This window comes from Saccharothrix luteola, from assembly GCF_020859565.1.
Lineage (GTDB): Bacteria > Actinomycetota > Actinomycetes > Mycobacteriales > Pseudonocardiaceae > Actinosynnema > Actinosynnema luteola.
The window spans coordinates 106081-123531 of sequence record NZ_JAJHUO010000016.1 but is presented as its reverse complement, the minus strand read 5'-3'; the positions used below and the strand labels follow the sequence as shown (position 1 = coordinate 123531).

Below are 17451 nucleotides of genomic sequence, written 5' to 3'. Positions count from 1 at the left end.
CCGGGCAATGACCAAGAACTTCTTCGGTGACACCACCGTCCTGCTCGGACGGTCCCTGCGCCACATCGCCCGCAGCCCCGACACGATCATCACCACCGCGATCATGCCGATCGCCATGATGTTGATGTTCGTCTACGTGTTCGGCGGCGCGATCGACACCGGCTCCGACTCCTACGTGCAGTACCTGCTGCCCGGCATCCTGCTCATCACCGTCGCCTCGGGCATCTCCTACACCGCGTTCCGGCTCTTCCTGGACATGAAGGGCGGCATCTTCGAACGATTCCAGTCCATGCCGATCGCACGCTCGTCCGTGCTGTGGGCGCACGTGCTGACCTCGTTGGTCGCCAACCTGATCTCACTCGTGGTCGTCGTGCTCGTCGCCCTGCTCATGGGTTTCCGCACGGGAGCCGGGCTCACGGCGTGGCTCACCGTCGCGGGCATCCTGGTCCTGTTCACCCTGGCGCTGACCTGGCTCGCCGTCATCCCCGGCCTCACCGCCAAGTCCGTCGACGGCGCGAGCGCGTTCTCCTACCCGCTCATCTTCCTGCCCTTCCTCAGCTCCGCCTTCGTGCCGACCGACACCATGCCCGGCCCGGTGCGCGCCTTCGCCGAGCACCAGCCGGTCACCTCGCTCGTCAACACCATCCGCGACCTGTTCACCCAGCAGCCGATCGGCACGGACATCTGGCTCGCCCTCGGCTGGTGCGTCGGCATCCTCGTCGTCGCCTACGCCTTCGCCACGGCCACCTACCGCCGCAAGATCTCCTAGGCCGTCCCCGACAGGAGCCCGTTCGGCAACCGACGGCGTGAGCGGATGTTCCCCAGCCGGGGCGAAGTGGTGATCGTGTCACAATCGGCCTGATTCTCGGCGCAGTGAACAGGGGGTTGGGACGTGACGAACCGGGTGGGCATCGCGGAGGCCATCGACGGGCTGCGGGAGGAGTTGGGCCTGGCCCAGGACGCCGGGGCCGACCACCAGTTCCGCTTCGAGGTGACCGAGGTCGAGGTCGAGCTCCTCGTCGAGGTGCGCAAGGAGGCCAAGGCCGGCGCGAAGGTGCAGTTCGGCGTGGTCTCGGTGAACTCGGACGGCAAAGCGGCCAGCGCCCGCACGCACCGGATCAAGCTCCGGCTCAGCGCCACCGACGCCGCCACCGGCCGCAACCTCGAGGTCTCCCGGGATGTCGAGCGTCCGTGGACTAGCTGATGGACCAGCGCAGGCTCGCCGACGTCCGCGCGGGCACGGAGGCGGTGGCGCGCAGCACCGGCTCGGGTTACCTGATCGGCAGGCGGCTGGTGCTGACCGCCAGGCACGTCGTCAGCGCGGGTGACGGCGCCTGGCCACGCGTCGTGGTCCGGCTCGGTCACCCGAACCGGGAACGACGACCGCGCGACGCCCGGCTGGTGTGGAGCCATCCCGAGTTGGACGTGGCGCTGCTGGAGCTGGAGCCGCCCGAGGACGGGGACATCGGCGACGCCGTGCGGTGGGGCGTCGCCGACGGCATCGAGCAGGTTCGCTACTCGGGTATCGGGTTCCCGGGGTTCGCCGACTACGGCGAGGCGGGCGCCGGTGTCGAGCAGCTGGCCGGCGTGCTCAACCCCCTGTCGACGGGGCCGCACGGCAGCAACGTCCTCGACCAGGACGCGGCGCCGCAGCCGGGGCGGCGGGCCTGGGCCGGTGTGTCCGGCGCCGCCGTCTTCTGCGCCGGTCTGCTGGTGGGCGTGGTCGTGCTGGACGACGTCGACTTTGGCAACCGGCGGCTGCACGCGGCACGCCTGGACGCTGTGGTGCGCGATCCCGGGTTCCGCCGCCTCGTCGAAGCGCACGGCGGATCGAGCCCCGTCGCCGAGTCGGTCACGGCGCCGCCACCGCCCTCCGGTGGACGCCGGGGCGCACGGGCGGCGTTCCGGTACGAGCTGAGCGCGGCGATCGTCGAGCACACGTCCACGGTCGTGGGGCGGGAGAGCCAGGTACGTCGGCTGATGGCGTTCAGCGGGGCGCGGGAAGGCGGTTACGCCCTCGTCGAAGCGCCGGCCGGTTTCGGCAAGACGACGCTGGTCGCGGATCTGTGGCGGCGGCACGCCACCGACGCGTGGGACGGTCCCGCGCCCGACCTCGTCGGGTTCTCGCTGCGCCGCGACCTCGGTGACCACACGCCGGCCGCGTTCGTCGCCGGGCTCACCGGTCAGCTGGCGGCGCTGCTGGACCGGTCGGACGACGGCGCCCGCCGGCTCGACGAGCTGTGGCAGGAGGCCGCGGCGAACGCGGGGCCGGACCGGCCGCTGCTGCTCGTCGTCGACGGCCTGGACGAAGCCTCGCCGGACCGCCCGGGTGTCGCGGAGCTCCTGCCCGCGCACGTGCCCGACTTCACGCACGTGGTCGTGACCTCCCGGCCGAGTCCGCGGGCCCGGTCGCTGGTGCCGCCGCACCACCCGCTGCACCGCGCGCCCCTCGTGGCGCTGCCGCCGCTGTCCGTGGCCGAGGTCGTCGAACTGCTCCACGTCTTCGGTTCCGCCGAGCCCGCGTCGTTCGGGGCGGCCGTGCACGAGGTGACCCGGGGCGAACCGCTGCTCGCCCGGTTCACCGCCCAGGACGTGGCGGGGCGCGGCGAGGCGGCCCTCGCCGCCTACCGACGGGAACGGCCCTCGGACGTGGCCGGGTACTTCCGCTGGCAGCTCGACCTGCTGGAGGTCGACGCCGAGGACGACACGACCTGGGACGCGCTCGCCCTGCTGCTCGCGGCGGCCCGCGGCCTGACCGAGGTCGAGATCGCCGAGGCCCTCGGCGCGCCGGCCCACCGGATCCGGCGGGCGCTCGCGCCGGTGCGCCGGTTCCTGATCGGGTCGCCGCGGCACGAGCTGATGCACGAGGAGTTCGCCGTGGTGCTGGCCACCCGGTTGACGGCGGCGCAGCGGCGCGCGGCCGACCGGCGCCTGCTCGACTGGTGCCGGGGTTACGCCGAGGCCGGGTGGCCCGACGACACGCCCGACTACGCGCTGACCACCGTGATCGCCCACGTCGACCGGGCGAACGACTTCGAGCTGGCCGCGCGGCTGGTCGGCAGGCGGCGGCTGGAGCTGATGGTGGCCAGGACGCTGTCGCCGCGGGGCGTGCGGGCGGACGTCAGCGCCGTCCTCGACATCCTGGTGCGGAGGTCGCCGCCGGACGTCGTGGCCGAGATCCGCACGGCCCTGGCCGCCGTGAACGTCAAGGGCATGGCCGACGACGTCCCCGGATCACTGCTGGCGGCCCTCGTCGCCGCGGGTGAGACGGCGCGGGCCGAGGCACATGCCGCGTTGGCCGAACGGCCGATCGACCGGTGCCGGGCGTTCCAGTCGATCGCGGTCGCGCTGTGGCGGGCGGGCGAGCCCGAGCGGTGCCGCCAAGCGGTCGGCGCCGCGGTCGGCGCGGCGCGCGCGGCGGGCGACCGGCACCAGTCGTCGTGCCTGGAGGAGTTGGCGCTGGAGCTGTTCTCGGCGGGCGCGGTGGCGGATGGGTGCGAGGTGATCAGGATCTGGGCGCGAGGGCGGCCGGTCGCCCTGGCGTTCAAGCGGATCGCGCCCGCCCTCGTGCGCAACGGCGCCGCGCAGTTGGGCCTCACGATCGCGCGGGGCTTCACCGACCGCGCGGACGTCGCGATCGCCCACGCGCTGCTGGCCCTCGCGCTGGCCGAGGCCGGGCAGGTCGACCGAGCGTTGGCGGTCGCCGACGGGATCGACGACCGGATCACCGGTTGGCACCCTGACAACCTGCCGCTCACCGTGGCGAAGCTGGCCATCGCCGTCGCCGACCGGGGTCGGACCGATGCCGCGCGCGGGCTCGTCGACAAGGCGAGCCTCCTGCTGGCCGGACGTGAGCACCCGTGGGACGAGGACCGGGTCGGCGTCGCGGCGGCACGGGTCAGGATGGGCGAGCCGGAGCACGGCCCGCGCGTCCTCGCCGGGCTCAGCCGCATGACCGAGAGCCGCCGGCACCGCGAGTGGCCGGAGATCGCTTGGTGGTTCGACATCGACTGGGACGAGTTCTCCGGGTGGGCCGTCGCGACGCCGCGACGCGATGCCGCCGTCGTCCTCGCCCACCAGGCGGTCCTCGCCGGGGTCGACGGTGAGCTGCTCGACCTGTGCGCGGACGGCGAGTCGGCCGAGGTGGTCCGGGCCGCGATCGCGATCTCGCACGTGCACGCGGGCGCGGTCGAACGGGCGCGGGACCTGCTCAGCGGACTCACCTCCGACCAGGGGAAGGTCCAGGTGCTGCTGACGATCGCGAGCGCGCTGGCCGTGCGGTCCCCCGTGGACGCCAGGGAGGCCGCGCTGGGTGCGCTCGGCCACTTGGAGGCCGCGCGCGGGGACGTCGCGGTCATCCTGGCCAGGGCCGGCTTCGGGGCGGAGGCGATCGAGGTCGCCGAGGCGATACCGGAGCGCTCGATCACGCGCGGGTCGACGTTCGCCCGGCTCGCGGACGTCCTCGGGCTGGTCGACGGCCCGCCGACCGCCGAGATGGCCGCAGACCTGCTCGACCGGCCGACGTTCGACTCGGACCTGGCCCTCGCGTCCACCGCCGACGAGGTGGTGGAGGTGCTGCGCCGGCGCGTGGAGTCGTCGCCGTACCCGCTCGTCCGGCGTGCGATCGTCGCCCGCGACGATCACGAGCTGCGCCGGGTCCTGCCGGAGTTCGACAAGCTGCTGCGGGTGCGCGCCACCGCGCTGGCCTACGTGGTGCGGGGCCAGCTGGCCGAAGGGCGCCCGGAGCTCGCGCGAGCGGTCGCGCTGCACTCGCTGTCCGTCCTGCCGGCGCAGGGCGTGGAACGCGATCGCCGCGTCTTCTTCGACGCCGTTGTGCGCGCCCTGGCCGGGTCCGGGCGAGTCGACGCCGCGCTGGCCGTCGCCGACCGGCTCGCCTACCGGGACGGCCGTGCCCCGGCCGTCGTCGGGTTGCTCGAAGGCGGCGACGTGGGCGCCGCGCTCAACCTGCTCGGCGAAGGTGCGGAGACCCTGGGCGAGCGGGTGGCCGACCTGCTCGCCCACGGCGGGTTGACCGAACTGGCCGTGAACCTGCCGACCGCGCTGCGCCGCCGCGCGGAGCGGAACGACCACAGGTTCTCAGCGGCTCTCGAAGCGCTCGTCGACGCCCCGGACGGCACGGACCCCCATGCGATCGCGGGGTACGAAGACCTTCGCCGGGGTGCGGTCCTCGACGCGGTCGTCACGCGGCTGGCGCGCGCGGGCCGCTTCGAGACCGCCCTGGCCGTCATCCGCGATCCGCAGCCGTACCGGGTGGAGTACTGGGACGAGGGTGACGGCCTGCCGAGCGACGAGACGCTGGCGGTCGTGCTGACGACACTGGCCACTCACGCACACGGCGTGCCGGCGAGGAGGCAGTGGGCCCGGGAACTCGCGGAGACGGCGCACCGCACGGCGTCGGCGATCGGCACGCCGTCCGGCACAGGCCGGCGCCTGACCTCGATCGGCCAGTCGAACGCGGACAAGGCCAGGGCTCTCGCCGCCGTCACCGGCTATCCGGGTTGGGCGGACGACGCGGCGCTCGCCGTGCTGCGCGACGCGCTGCGCCTGTCCCTCGACTGGAACAGGTACGTGTTCTTCTCGGTGCTGACGGCGGCGATCCCGTTCCTCGGCCGGCTCCGCGACGGGGTGCTCGAACGGACCGCGCACAGCGTGCTGGACGTGGACTCGTGGTGGACGGCCTGAGCGGGTGTTCCGGTGCGACTCCGGCCGGAGCGCGGCGGCTCCGGCCGGAGTGTCCACTCAGGACGATCGGCGCGCGACGAGCAGGAGCCGCCCGCTGCCGATCCCGTAGGGTTCGCCGCCCGGGCCGCCGAACAGCTCGACGTCGGTGAACCCGTGGCCGGACAGCAGGTCGACGATCTGCGCCACCGTGTACACGTGGTGGATCGCGGTCACGTCGAGCTGCTCCTCGCCGCGGGTGAACCGGTAGCGGCTGAACACCCGGCTCCCGGCGACGTCGTACTCGCTGGTCGCGAGGACGGTGATGTCGCCGGTCCGCATGGTCCGCGGCTCGGCCCGGTAGCCGGGCAGGACCGACTCGGCGGCCGAGCCGAAGTCGACGACCAGGCCGCCGCCGGGCCGGACGGCGCCGCCCAGCGCGGCGGCGAACTCCCGCAGGCCGTCGAGCTCGAGGTAGCCGAAGCTGTTGCCGAGGCAGAGCACGGCGTCGAACCCGTTGTCCCGCGGGATCTCCCGCATGTCGGCGCGGACGAATTCGACGTCGAGGCCGTCGGCGGCGCGCCGGGCGTGCCCGATCGCTTCGGCGGACAGGTCGACACCGGTCACGCGGTGCCCGCGCCGGGCGAGCTCCACGCTGTGCCGCCCGCTGCCGCACGGCACGTCCAGGATCAGCGAGCGGGGCGCGAGACCGAGGCGTTGCTCGACGAAGTCGATCTCTTCGACGGTGACCTCCGGCGGCACGGCGCGCCGCCAGAACTCGTTGGGCAATTCGGTGAAGAAGTCCACGTACCAGGTGGACGAAGGTGTTTCGGACATGGAGGAACTCCTCGCGGTGCATCGGCGTTCACAGGCGATGTCACCGGGCGACCCGGGCCGTCAACCGGCCTCGGTGCGGTGGCCCGGCGTGAGGCTCCGGGCAGCCATGGCTTCCTCCACGGTCAGCGATTCCCCCCGACGCTACCAGCCGTCCGACCGGACCGTGAACGCATTTTCCGACCGCCGTCACCCCCGCCGGACAGCCCGGAACAGCATGCCCGCCGTGGTCCGCACCACTGCGCCGCGCCCGGTCGACGTCGCGGCACACCTGCCCCGCCTGGCGCCGCCGGCGCGCACCGCCGTGCGGCTGCACCCCCGGCCCGGCGAACCGACCTCGCGGACAGCTCGATCGGCGGCCCACTGCTGTGGCGGATCCTGGCGCGGGCGTGGCCCAGCCGTACGCGCGGGACGTCCCCGGTCTCCCCCGCCCGGACTGCGCCGACCTGCTGCAGGTGCTCTGGTGCCCGCTCGACCACGAGGACGACGGCTACCTGCCGACGAACCGACGATGCTGGTGATCGGTCGCGGCTCCAGCTTGCAGTTCTACTCGTGCGTGGCATTCCCGGCGCACCAACACGTCACGAACGTGCGGTAGCCGCTCTGCGGCAGGAGGGTGCGGCCTCGGTTGGTCATGACAGCGAGGGTGCGACCGTCGGCGACGGCCACCTCCAGGCGGTGCGGGCGATGACGACGAGGAGCACCACCTCGACGAGGCTGCCGAGGAGGTAGTAGACCCACGTCTCGCCGATGCACGACACGACGATGGTGATCAGGTAGAGGAAGCTGACGACGATGTTGACGATCCGGTCGACCCGGGGTGCGAGGAGGAGGGTCAGGACCACCATCAGGATCGACGGCAGGATGTAGATCAGGGTGGTGGTCAGGAACACCTGGTCGACCGCGAACGCCGTGTTCGCGATCTTGCCGTCGAGCGCGGCGTCGAGGACATCGGCGCGGAAGAGCCCGAAGATGTCGACGTAGGCGAACACGAAGAGCATCGTGACCCACAGGGCGCAGAGCACGAGCTTCACGTCGACGGGCGTGTCCCGGTACTGCCTTGGCGTCGTCACGGATCCGCTCCTTGATTGGCGAGGAGGTCCAGTGTCATCGCGGCGGGGACGTGGCGCACCGGGATCTCGGCCAGTGTCGCCCTGACCGATCGGCCAGGCCCGGACCTGCCCTTTCGGTCGATCCGCCGTCTCGTCCGCGGCCCTACTCCGTGGCCGGTGAGGAGAACGCCCGGTTGGCCGCGGACGGAGCCTGACGGCCGGGGTCCGCCGGTTCTCGTGCGCGACTGGTTGCTCGTCGCGGGGGTGGCGGGAACGGCACCGGCGGAGGTCGTCGTTCGCGCCGACGTGGTGTGGCGTCCCGTCGGCGTCGTGGCCGGTGTGGCGTTGGCGCTCGCGATGCTGTGGCGGCGGGTTCGCCCGCTCGCCGCGGTGGGGCTCGGGTTCGGCGGGTTGATGGTGGTCGACCTCGCGTCGGTCCTCGGCGGCAAGCCCTTTTCCCCCTACGCCGGGGGTTCGTCGTCGTTCTCGTGTACTCGCTGTCCCGGTGTCCAGATCGCCATCCGGGCGTACGAGACCAAGCGGGTGCGGCCCTGAGCCCGGGTCACCGGCGGGTCGCCCGGACCAGCCGCAGCGGCGCCCAGATCATCAGCGCGAGCACGGCCACCAGCAGGTATTCGATGGCCGGGATGCGCACGACCTCGTCGATCCGGTCGTACCCGCGCCACGCGTAGACGCCGAGGGCCGCCACGCCGATCGCACCGGCCACCCACCACCGCGACGTCCGGCTCAGCCCGACGCCGTGCAGCTGGGTGATCACGAAGACGCCGACGAACCCGAACAGGAACATGGGCCAGATCCCGTTCGGGCCCGAGTTCATCACCGCGACCAGCGTGCCGTGCAGCGCCACCATCAGCTCCAGCCCGAGCGTCCACCACCGGTTCGTGTGCGCGGTGGTGAACATCAGGCTGCTCTGGAACAGGAGGAGGAACATGTAGAAGAACCCGATGAGGTGACCGCTGGTGGACTCCATGGGGTGGTACCAGAACGTGTAGATCGCGGCCCAGCTGAAGAGGTAGCCGTGGTACCGCCGCACGAACGCCACCACGTCGGCCGCGATCGGCGCCTGCCTGCCGAAGAACAGGCCGCGTCGCTTGTTCTCCATCAGCAGCACGGCCACGAGCAGCAGCACGACCGAGCCCTGCGAGCTGAAGATCGACACGTCCTGGGCGATGCCGTCGTAGAACACCCGGGTCTGCACGGCGTGCAGCGCGATGAAGCCGCCGTTGGCCGCGAGCGCGAGGACGTTCACCCGGTGCAAGCCCGTGGTGTAGCGGCGGACCCGCGTCTGCGCGTAGTAGATGAGGCCCCAGGACACCAGCTGGTGCGCCGCGTACCCGGCCCACGCCGACGCGCGCGTCCAGAAGGTCGGCTCGGGCAGTTTCCAGTAGTACCAAGAGGCACCCCGGTCGGGCAGCAGGACCGTGCCGTGCAGGCCCTGGCCGACCAGCCACACCAGGCCGGTGAGCACGAAGCTCCCCGCCACGCCCCAGAGCAGCAGCCGGCTGTGACCCCGCAAAACGTTCAGCATGCTGAGCATTATGGCAAAACACTCAGCAGGCTGAACGATCGTGCCCCGGTTGCTCTGCGAAGATGGTCCGATGGGCCGAGGAGACGAGCGGGAGGTGTCGCGGCGACCGGATCAGGTGCGCGCCGACGTCGACTCCTGGCCGACCGGGCGGCTGCTGTCGGTGGCCGCGCGGGTCGTGGAGAGCCGCTTCGACGAGGTGCTCGACGGGCTGGGCCTGACCCACGCGGGCCTGATCGCGCTGCACCACCTCGCCGACGGGCCCCTCGCCCAGCGCGAGCTGGCGACGCTGTGCCGGGTGACCGACCAGACGATGAGCCGCACCATCGAGCGGCTGAACCGCTCCGGCCACGTGACCCGCGGCGCCGACACCCGCGACCGTCGCCGCACCCTGGTCGAGATCACCCCGACCGGCCGCGACGTCCTGGCCACGGCCCGCCGCAAGGAGCAGGAGTCCGAGTCGCTGCTGGGCGCGGTGGACGACTACGACCACTTCCGCCGTCAGCTGATCACCCTGATCACCGCCGCCACCCGACCGCGCTGACGGGCGGCCGGCTCACGCGGTCGAGGGCCGTGCGACACGTCGGGCGATCTCGGCGTCGAGCGGGCTCATGCCGTCGACGACCGGGTCGGCGGGCGGCCACCACAGGAAGTCGAGCGCTTCGTCGTTGACCAGCAGCCGGGGCGCGGCCCGCAGCCGCACCCGGTAGATGGCGAGGAGTTCATGGCGGTCCGGTGCGACGAGGTCGAACTCGGCCACCGCGACACCGTCCAGCGCCACCTCGCCGATGCCGGTCTCCTCGCGCAGTTCCCGGACCGCGGTCTGGCGCGTCGTCTCCCCCGGCTCGCGCCCGCCACCCGGGAGCTCCCACTCCCGGCGCCAAGCGTCGAACACCATGAGCACGGCGCCCGCGTACTCGACCACCACCAGGGCAGCCGGGACGACGTCCCGATCACCCAGGGACTCCAACTCCCCGTCGACGACGGTGCGGAACCCCACCAACGCGTTGCCCGCGCGGTCGCGGATCGGGAGCGGTCGCGGGGAAGGGTTCACCGCGATTCCCGCTCGCCGCCCATGGCGATGGTGCGCCGCCCGCCCGGCGACCCGTAGAACCACCGCGTCCCGGTAGGTGGTGGTGGGAGCGTGCCGCGGATCAACTGCGCCAACGCGTGCCCCAACTCCGCCGCGGGCGCCGTCGGCTGCGGTTCCCGGCCCCGGAACGTGACCGGCGTGTCGTCGAGGATCGGCCACGCAGCCGCCTCGTCGGCGGTGAACACCCCACGCTCCCGCACCAGTCCGGCCGCCTCGTCGAACAACCGCGCCAGTTCCTCCCGCTGTCCGGCGCTCAGCCCGAGGTCGAGGTCGAGGTGGAACTCGGTGATCACCGCGTGCACGCGCAACTTCCGCACGACACCCGACCACCACGCCGGCCGCCGGTCGGGCGAGGACTCCTCGACGAGGCGCACCGCCTGGGCGAGCACCAGCGACAAGCTCGCGTCGTACGCCCACAGGTCGACGCCGTGCAGCCCCACTGCCTTGGTCGCGGTCACCGCACGATCATCGCAGGGACTTCCGGGCGAGGTGGTCCTGCAGCCGCGCGTGCCGGAACTGGTACACCGGACCGGTCCGGCGGACGATGCCCAGCCGGTGGGCGTCGTCCAGGAAACCCAGGAGCCGTCGGGGGACTTGCCGGCGGGCACGCAGCGCGAGCACCGCCACCAGGTACCGCCCGCTGGGCTGGTGAGCCCCGACCCCGAGTGCGATCGCGAGGGTGACGAGGACCCCGACCACAAGCCCGGTCGGCGATCCCCAGGTCCCGCCGATCACGTCCTGGACCCAGAACGCGAGGCCGATCACGAATCCGCCCACGACCGCCTTGAGGCACACCAGCCGCACGTCGCGGCGGAACGCGGTGACCGGAGTCCGCGGCCGGTCGTCGGCCTGCGGGGTCTCGGCCCAGTCGACCAGCCCGACCGCGAGCCAGGTGGCGCCTCCGAACACCAGGGCGAACACCAGTCCGGACCACAGCCCGTCGGAGGTCTCGCCCGCCGCGCCGAGCACGCCGCCGAACACGAGCCCGGCCGAGAACCCGGGCACGAACCGGAGCACCAGGCCACCACCGGCCCACCTCGTGAGCTCGCGCACGAGCGACCGGGTTCGACCGCGCAGCCGCAGATCCGCGTACGCCGGCGTCTCCCGCGGGGTGAACCCGACGGCCCGCGCCGCCAGCACGCCGACGATCACCACCGGGATGCCGCCCGCGACCAGGAACACCAGTCCCACCACGGGTTCACCGGCGACGAGTCCCGCGCCGACGGCGGCGCCCAGCAGGCTGAACCCGAACGCGAGACCGGCCACGTGCCCGATCGTGAGCCCGCGGGCGAACCCGACGACCAAGCCGAACACGAGCCCGACCAAGGGGCCGAGGAGAGCGCCGTTGACGGGCCCGACGAGGAGCCCTTCGCCCACCGCCACCGCGAGCCCCAGCACGACTCCGGCGATGAGCCCCGACGCGACCGCGACGCGGTGTCGCGCCGCGCGGTGCAGCCGCCACCAGGCGAAGTCCCGGCTGCCGATCGTGGTCAGGTGGTGGGCGAGGAACGTCAGCCACCTCGTCGCGTCGGTCGGCTCCCAGGCCCGCCGGGGCCGGAACACGTGCTCACCGTCGCGGGGCGGGTTGACGGTGACGAGCGCGGCCACCAGGTGGTCGAGCAGGTGCTCGACCACCGCGTCCGCACTCGGGAACCGGCCGCGGTCGCACAGCTCGGCCGGGTGCGTGCCGGTGTCGACGTAGACCTTGCGGAGCAACCACAGCGCCAGCGGGGTGGACAACGCCTCGGTGACCGGGCCGCGCCGATCGCCGGTGAGGGTCGTCAGCAGACCGCGCCAGTCGGCCGCGGCGCCCGGCGGGAGGCACCCGGCGAGGTAGTCGGCGGCGTCGGCGGGGGTGAGCGGGTCCGGCTCGATGACCGCGCCGCCGGTGAGCACGTCCCCGCCCGGCGCGGTGACGGCCGCCTGGTACTCCGCGGTGCGGCAGGTGAGCACGAGCGGATCCGCGGCGACCTCGTTCAGGCGCAGCAGCACCGCTGGGCGGACGCGCTCGGGCAGCTCGTCCAGACCGTCCAGGATCGGCAGGACCCGCCGCCCGGTCACCAGGGAGCGGGCGGCGTCCGGACCGAACGCGGTCGCGCGCAACGCCGGGTAGTCCTCGGCCAGCCGGTGGGTCAGCCACTCGTGGAGCGTCTCGGCGCCGGGATCCCAATCGGACAGGGAGAGGAGCACGGGCACGGGTTCACCGGGCTCCGCGTGGTCGAGCAGTTCGCGGAGCAGCAACAAGGCCAGCGTGGTCTTGCCCGTGCCCGGCTCGCCCAGGATCACGAGCCGCCGGCGCTTCAGGTCCCGGAACCGCGCGGCGATGTCGCCGATGCGGTCGGTCCGCCCCGTGAACCGGTGGCGCCCACGACCGAGCAGGACGCGCAACCGGCTCTCGTGCGCGACGTGCTCGACGTGATCCGCGACGTCCAGCTCGGTGAACCGCCAGCGCACCGCGAGCGGGCCCGGGTCGTCCAGCTGACGGACGTCGATCTCGTCGCGCCACTGACCGAGCACCTGGCCCGCCAGCTGGCGCTGGGCGGCGTCGGCCTGCTCCGCGGTCGAGGTCGTGAGCGTCACGAGCGGTGGCCGGCGCGCCCAGAGGACGAGCCCGAGCAGGAGCGGCGTCAGCGCCGCCACGAGGCTGCCGACACTGGCCGCCGACTGCAGCCCGTTCGGGGAGCCGAGGGCACGGACGAGCACGGTCACCACGGCCACCAGCGCGACCGCCACGACCGCCCACCGCCGCCAACCCGTCACATCACCTATCTCGCCGCCGGGCGATCGGCGTTAGCCCTTCCGCACCCGCTGCACCCGATCGGGTCTCCGCCTCCCGCCAAGTCGACCGAGCCCACGGAACACACGCGCCGTTCCGCCGCACGCCGCCCGTCTATCCGCTCATCGGTACGTGCGTTCGTTCGCCGACGCCCGATCAGCGGCATGTTCGCAGGCACCGCTGTTGCCCGTGGTCACTCCCGTTGCCGGGTTGCGAGGTCGATGGCGCGCTGCATCGCGATGCCGAGGGGTCGACCGGTGCGCAGGGCTGTTTGTCCGGCCGCGAGGACGGCCCCGGCGCCGGCGCCGACGATCGCGGCGGCGTCGATGTCGTCGAGTTCGTCGGTGCAGGTCTGCCGGAGTGCGGCGGGACGCGTTCCTCGAGCCGCTGCCGTTGCGGGAGGGTGCGCACCGGCAGGGGAAGCTGACCTACCGGATGGAGCGCCTCGACACCGGGACGTGGCGGATGCACCAAGTGCTCGTGGCTCAACACCACCGCGACGACCACGAGCTGGCCCCTCCGCGCGCGCACGATCACCCGCGCCGGGCCGCACGGCGCCGATCGACGCACGTTGTCCACTCCGGACGAGTTCGCCGAGGCGCTGACCGAGTTCCGGATACCGCTGGACGACATCCAGCCCGAACAGCTGACCGCGCTCTGGGAGAAGACCGCCCGCCAGCACGAGGCCTGGCCGGCCATCCAAGCACGGGCAGTGCGGACCCGAGCACGAGGAGCCACTCCGGCGGGGCAGTGGCACCGGACGTGCCACTCGACTGCTCGCGATCACTAGCAGGGCACGGCCGAGGCGCCCAGTGCCGCCACCGGCGTGTCGCCGGCGAGGTTGCCGAGCGTGACCGGTACGCGCACGCAGTTGTCGTTCTCGTCGAGCTCGCGCAGCTTGTTCACGGGGTCGACGCGGGTGACGAGCGCGTACGTGCCATCCGCCAGACCGCTGACCTCGATCATCTGGTCCGGGAGCGCCCACCAGTACTCGTCCGCCCAGCCCCGGGCGATGCCGTTCCTGAACGCGTCGACGCCGGGCGGCGAGTCGGGTTCGGGGGCGAAGCAGCGGGGCGCCGGGTAGCTCTGGGGCGCGCTGCCCTTCCGGTCCCACCACGCCAGTTCGGTGTCGGCCATGCAGAAGCCGTTCTTCTTCCCCACGGCCGCGGGCGCGGTCCCGGTCGGCTGCCCGTCGGCGTCCACCGCCCACAGCTCGGAGACGGAGAAGTCCTCGAAGTGGTAGTGGGAGTGGATCGGGTGGTAGCGCATCGCGCCCACGGACGCGAGCTCGGTGAACGTCCCGTCGGAACGGTGGACGCGCTGGACGCCGGGCACCTCGTCGGGCCGCTGCCCGGCGGGCGTGCGGTAGCGGACGTCCACCGGCCCCTCGCCGGTGTTGGCCATGGCCTGGCCGAACCGCAGGCACAACCGCGCGTGCTGCTCCTCGACCTCGCTGCCGAAGCACGACGAGCCCGGTTCGGCCGCGTCCCCGAAGATCGGCGGCGGCGTGTCGAAGGTCGCGAACCGCTGCGGCAGCGCCTCCAGGTTGGGCAGGAGGTCGCGCGGCGCGGGTTCGACGGGGGAATCCTCGTTCTCCACCAACCCCTCGTACCGCACGGTGGGTGACGCCAACTCGGGCACGAACGGGTTCTGGAAGACGTAGACGGTGTAGCGGGCGGTGGCCTTGGGCAGCCAGACCGAGCGGGACGTGCCGATCTGCGCCTCGGTGAGCGCGATCCGGCGACCGCGCTCGTAGACCGCGAAACCCAGGCTGTCGTCAACCGTGGCACCGACCGTGCGGATCGCCACCTCGACCCCACCGGGCCGGTCCCGCAACCGCGCGGGCAGCCGCACCACCACCTCGACCCGGTCACACCCCACCCGGCATTCGGGCACGTCCCGGGCCCGCCGGTCGTCCCGTCCGACCGAGCCGTGCCAGGCCACCGACCGGTCCGAGTCGACCACCACACCCGTACCGGCGGGAAGCGGGACGGTCAGGAGCGACACCAACGCCGACATGACCGCGAACACCCCTGTCATACGGGTCAGCCTCCCGCAACCGCGCGACGGCTGTCAGCTCCCGCACCCCGATCGGGTGCGACGCCGAGAGGGGACATCCACCCGTCAGGTTGAGCTCAGGGCTTGTCGTCCACCGGACGGTGCGGGAGCGGGCCTTACCAGCTGGTCCACCGTGAATCGGCAGGAGCGGACGTCGGAGCAGCGGGTGCCGCCTTGCCGGCTCACCACCCGACTACGACGCGGTCGAACCCGTCCCGCGTGCCAGGGCTTCAGCGCTCCCTGAGGTCACGCCACCAGTCCACGTCGACGACCAGCTCGTTCCTGTCGAGCAGGCGGCGCTCGAACTCGGTGACGTCCACCGGCCGCGGGAGAATGTCCATCGCCGCGGTGATTTCGGCCGGCAGTCTGACGTCGTGCGCCTCGACGTAGTGCGCGAGACCTTCCGGCCAGACGAACCGAACGCCGTCCGTCAGCTCCGCACTACCGTTCGCCTGCCCGCAGATGCGACAAAGTGACGTGCCGGCGGCGGCGACGAACACGCTCCCGCCCCGAAGGTATTCCACCACTCGATCGCGCAGCACGGGGTCGGGCGAGTGATCGACGAACGACCGGACGTCAGGCCAATCCGGTGCCTCAGGACCGAGCCAGTACCCGATCAACCGCAGGCTCCAGGTCGCGTTCACCGCGTCATCGTGGCGGGTGCGTACCCGGAGTTCAAGGTCAGCGGATGTCCGCTCGGCGGCGGCATCGGACGTTCACGGCACCGGTCACCCGACCGGTTCGCTGTTCAGGGGATCGGTTGGAGGGCGGTCACAGAGACGTCGAACACGAAGGGCTCGCCGTGGCGATCGCTCACCCATCGGGTGCTGACCGTGGCGACGTCGTGGTGCACGTGGTCGATCGTGCATCGCACGAGGGCCGGCCTCGGATAGGCCGCGTCCGGCGTCAGGTCGTCGCCGTTGTCGAAGTAGGCGACCTTGCCGACCAGTTGGTGCGACCTTCCCCGGACGTCGGTCAACTCCACGAGGATCAGGCCGGGCTGGGGCTCGTCGGTGAGCCAGCAGACCGCGGTGGCGGCGAGATCGCAGTCATCCCCGTTGGCCGGCGCAGGTTCCACGACCCTCACACTACGACCTGAACTACACCGCGTACGCACATCGGCATGACCGCATATCGACTCATGTCGTGGAAGCCACGGATCATCCGGCTGATCGACAGCGATCAGTTGCCGGACGTCGAACCTCGATCTGACGCGCACGCGTGTGTGACCACCGGGCAGAAGCGCGGCGGTCGTCGCCACAGCCTGGCCTGTCCTGAGCCTGCGGTCGGGGTGGACGGGCGGCGGTTCAGCGCAGGTCGACCTCGATGTGGTGTTCCGACAACATGTCGAGCAGGTATGACAAGGGAATCGCCGGAGCAGGCTTGCGCCGGTCGTGGCCGACGACCAGGCGGTCGGCTGCGATGGCCGAGTCGTGCCACACCAGTCGGAACGGTGGGTGTGCGCCGAACTGCCCGGTGACGCACTCGTCGAGCGCGTCGAGGTTCCAGCCGAAGTAGCCGCCCGGGCCGTTGATCGCCTCACCCATCGCACAAGTTGTTCCGGGCCGACGAACCATCGGCGGCGACATGTGGCGGTCACTCGCGGCCCACCCAGGTGGCCACGTCGACCTCGTTGCCCTCGGCGTCGGCCAGTGTCCACCACTCGGGCGCGTGCCGGTCGCTCACGAGACGCCCGCCGGCGGCGATCGCGGCCGCGACCCGCGCCTCCGCCTGGTCGTGCGGCACGGAGACGTCGACGTGGATCCGGTTGCGCTGCGGACGCGGCGCGTCCATCCCCTGGAACCACAGCGACGGTCCCCGGCGACGCGGATCGAGCAGGTCCTCGTCACCGACCTGCTCGTACCCGAGCACGGCCCGCCAGAACGGCATCACCGTCGCGCTCACGAGCGCGTCGACGGAGATCTGCACGGCCTGCACGGCGGACGGGTCGGCGGGCAGGCCCAGCTCGCGCGCCGCCGCCGAGATCCGCCGGGCCAGCTCGACGTCTCTTCGGTCCTGGCCGCCGAAACCCACCGGCGGCAGGCACACCGTCACGCCTGCCGGTCGGAGGTCGACCTCCGGGTCACGGCCCGCGGCCAGCCCGCCGATGGCGTCCACCAAGGCGACGCCCGCCGTGAACGAGTCGACCCGGAAGTGGGCGCACGCCCCGGAGAACAGCACCCGCCAGTCCTCGACGCCCTCGGCCTCGTGGAACTGCCGCGGCGAGATCCGATCCGTCATCCGCCCGATCCAACCGCAATGCCCCGATCAACGTGCGGACAACGGTAAATCGGGAGCGACGGGCGTGCGCGGCCGATACGATCCCGCCACCTCATGGAGTAGATCAGTGGCAGATCGCCCCGCTCCGGACGGGGAGGGCGCGGGTTCGATTCCCGCCTCCATGTCCGCCAAC

General features: G+C 72.4%; 18 protein-coding genes and 1 tRNA gene. 8 read left to right on the top strand and 11 right to left on the bottom strand.

What is annotated here, in order from left to right; all coding sequences use genetic code 11:
* Positions 1-7: 7 nt before the first annotated feature.
* The 3 genes from LNK82_RS22720 (at position 8) to LNK82_RS22710 (ending at position 5703) form a co-directional block, all read left to right on the top strand.
* Positions 8-769, top strand: a complete 762-nt coding sequence (locus LNK82_RS22720; protein ID WP_230569066.1) for an ABC transporter permease — start codon at positions 8-10, stop codon at positions 767-769.
* Between the two features lie 123 nt (positions 770-892).
* Positions 893-1204, top strand: coding sequence for a trypco2 family protein (locus LNK82_RS22715; protein ID WP_230569065.1), 312 nt, complete (start codon positions 893-895; stop codon positions 1202-1204).
* Entirely contained in the window at positions 1204-5703 is a 4500-nt protein-coding gene (locus tag LNK82_RS22710; protein ID WP_230569064.1) for an AAA family ATPase, read from the top strand. The genes LNK82_RS22715 and LNK82_RS22710 overlap by 1 nt, the downstream gene beginning before the upstream one ends.
* Positions 5704-5760: 57 nt before the next feature.
* Here the strand turns inward: LNK82_RS22710 and LNK82_RS22705 are convergent, their stop codons facing one another.
* Positions 5761-6516, bottom strand: a complete 756-nt coding sequence (locus tag LNK82_RS22705) for a class I SAM-dependent methyltransferase (protein WP_230569063.1) — start codon at positions 6514-6516, stop codon at positions 5761-5763.
* Between the two features lie 386 nt (positions 6517-6902).
* On the opposite strand from LNK82_RS22705, the gene LNK82_RS46955 reads away from it, so the two are divergent.
* Complete coding sequence (locus tag LNK82_RS46955; protein WP_268996868.1) at positions 6903-7034, top strand: hypothetical protein; 132 nt, start codon at positions 6903-6905, stop codon at positions 7032-7034.
* A gap of 111 nt (positions 7035-7145) precedes the next feature.
* Here LNK82_RS46955 and LNK82_RS47850 read toward each other — a convergent pair whose 3' ends face one another.
* Positions 7146-7586, bottom strand: a complete 441-nt coding sequence (locus LNK82_RS47850; protein WP_230569062.1) for a DUF6326 family protein — start codon at positions 7584-7586, stop codon at positions 7146-7148.
* 216 nt (positions 7587-7802) lie between these two features.
* Between LNK82_RS47850 and LNK82_RS47845 the strand changes: the two genes are divergently transcribed.
* Entirely contained in the window at positions 7803-8120 is a 318-nt protein-coding gene (locus tag LNK82_RS47845; RefSeq protein WP_230569061.1) for a hypothetical protein, read from the top strand.
* 7 nt (positions 8121-8127) lie between these two features.
* Here the strand turns inward: LNK82_RS47845 and LNK82_RS22690 are convergent, their stop codons facing one another.
* A complete protein-coding gene (locus LNK82_RS22690) occupies positions 8128-9114 on the bottom strand; it encodes a hypothetical protein (RefSeq protein WP_230569060.1) in 987 nt (328 codons plus the stop codon).
* 70 nt (positions 9115-9184) lie between these two features.
* On the opposite strand from LNK82_RS22690, the gene LNK82_RS22685 reads away from it, so the two are divergent.
* The gene (locus tag LNK82_RS22685) at positions 9185-9655 is read left to right on the top strand and encodes a MarR family winged helix-turn-helix transcriptional regulator (protein WP_230569059.1); all 471 of its coding nucleotides are present in this window, start codon (positions 9185-9187) and stop codon (positions 9653-9655) included.
* A 12-nt stretch (positions 9656-9667) separates the two neighbouring features.
* Here the strand turns inward: LNK82_RS22685 and LNK82_RS22680 are convergent, their stop codons facing one another.
* The 3 genes from LNK82_RS22680 to LNK82_RS22670 are packed head-to-tail and all read right to left on the bottom strand — an operon-like array spanning position 9668 to position 12964.
* Positions 9668-10165: an NUDIX hydrolase gene (locus LNK82_RS22680; protein ID WP_230569058.1), complete on the bottom strand. Its 498-nt coding sequence runs from the start codon at positions 10163-10165 to the stop codon at positions 9668-9670.
* A complete protein-coding gene (locus LNK82_RS22675) occupies positions 10162-10662 on the bottom strand; it encodes a hypothetical protein (RefSeq protein WP_230569057.1) in 501 nt (166 codons plus the stop codon). Before LNK82_RS22675 ends, LNK82_RS22680 begins: the two co-directional genes overlap by 4 nt.
* Positions 10663-10669: 7 nt before the next feature.
* Positions 10670-12964 carry an NACHT domain-containing protein gene (locus LNK82_RS22670; protein ID WP_230569056.1) on the bottom strand — a complete coding sequence of 765 codons (2295 nt, stop codon included), beginning with the start codon at positions 12962-12964 and terminating at the stop codon, positions 10670-10672.
* 587 nt (positions 12965-13551) lie between these two features.
* Between LNK82_RS22670 and LNK82_RS22665 the strand changes: the two genes are divergently transcribed.
* Positions 13552-13770: a hypothetical protein gene (locus tag LNK82_RS22665; RefSeq protein ID WP_230569055.1), complete on the top strand. Its 219-nt coding sequence runs from the start codon at positions 13552-13554 to the stop codon at positions 13768-13770.
* Here the strand turns inward: LNK82_RS22665 and LNK82_RS22660 are convergent.
* The 5 genes from LNK82_RS22660 to LNK82_RS22640 form a co-directional block, all read right to left on the bottom strand.
* A complete protein-coding gene (locus LNK82_RS22660) occupies positions 13767-15020 on the bottom strand; it encodes a lysyl oxidase family protein (RefSeq protein ID WP_230569054.1) in 1254 nt (417 codons plus the stop codon). The genes LNK82_RS22665 and LNK82_RS22660 overlap by 4 nt on opposite strands.
* 248 nt (positions 15021-15268) lie before the next feature.
* Positions 15269-15682 (bottom strand): hypothetical protein, encoded by a 414-nt coding sequence (locus LNK82_RS22655; protein ID WP_230569053.1) that lies wholly within the window; start codon positions 15680-15682, stop codon positions 15269-15271.
* Positions 15683-15786: 104 nt separating this feature from the next.
* Positions 15787-16116, bottom strand: coding sequence for a hypothetical protein (locus tag LNK82_RS22650; protein WP_230569052.1), 330 nt, complete (start codon positions 16114-16116; stop codon positions 15787-15789).
* Between the two features lie 229 nt (positions 16117-16345).
* Positions 16346-16585, bottom strand: coding sequence for a barstar family protein (locus LNK82_RS22645; protein ID WP_230569051.1), 240 nt, complete (start codon positions 16583-16585; stop codon positions 16346-16348).
* A 49-nt stretch (positions 16586-16634) separates the two neighbouring features.
* Complete coding sequence (locus LNK82_RS22640) at positions 16635-17279, bottom strand: 4a-hydroxytetrahydrobiopterin dehydratase (protein ID WP_230569050.1); 645 nt, start codon at positions 17277-17279, stop codon at positions 16635-16637.
* A 92-nt stretch (positions 17280-17371) separates the two neighbouring features.
* Here LNK82_RS22640 and LNK82_RS22635 point away from each other — a divergent pair.
* Positions 17372-17443, top strand: a tRNA-Arg gene (locus LNK82_RS22635).
* Positions 17444-17451: the final 8 nt, after the last annotated feature.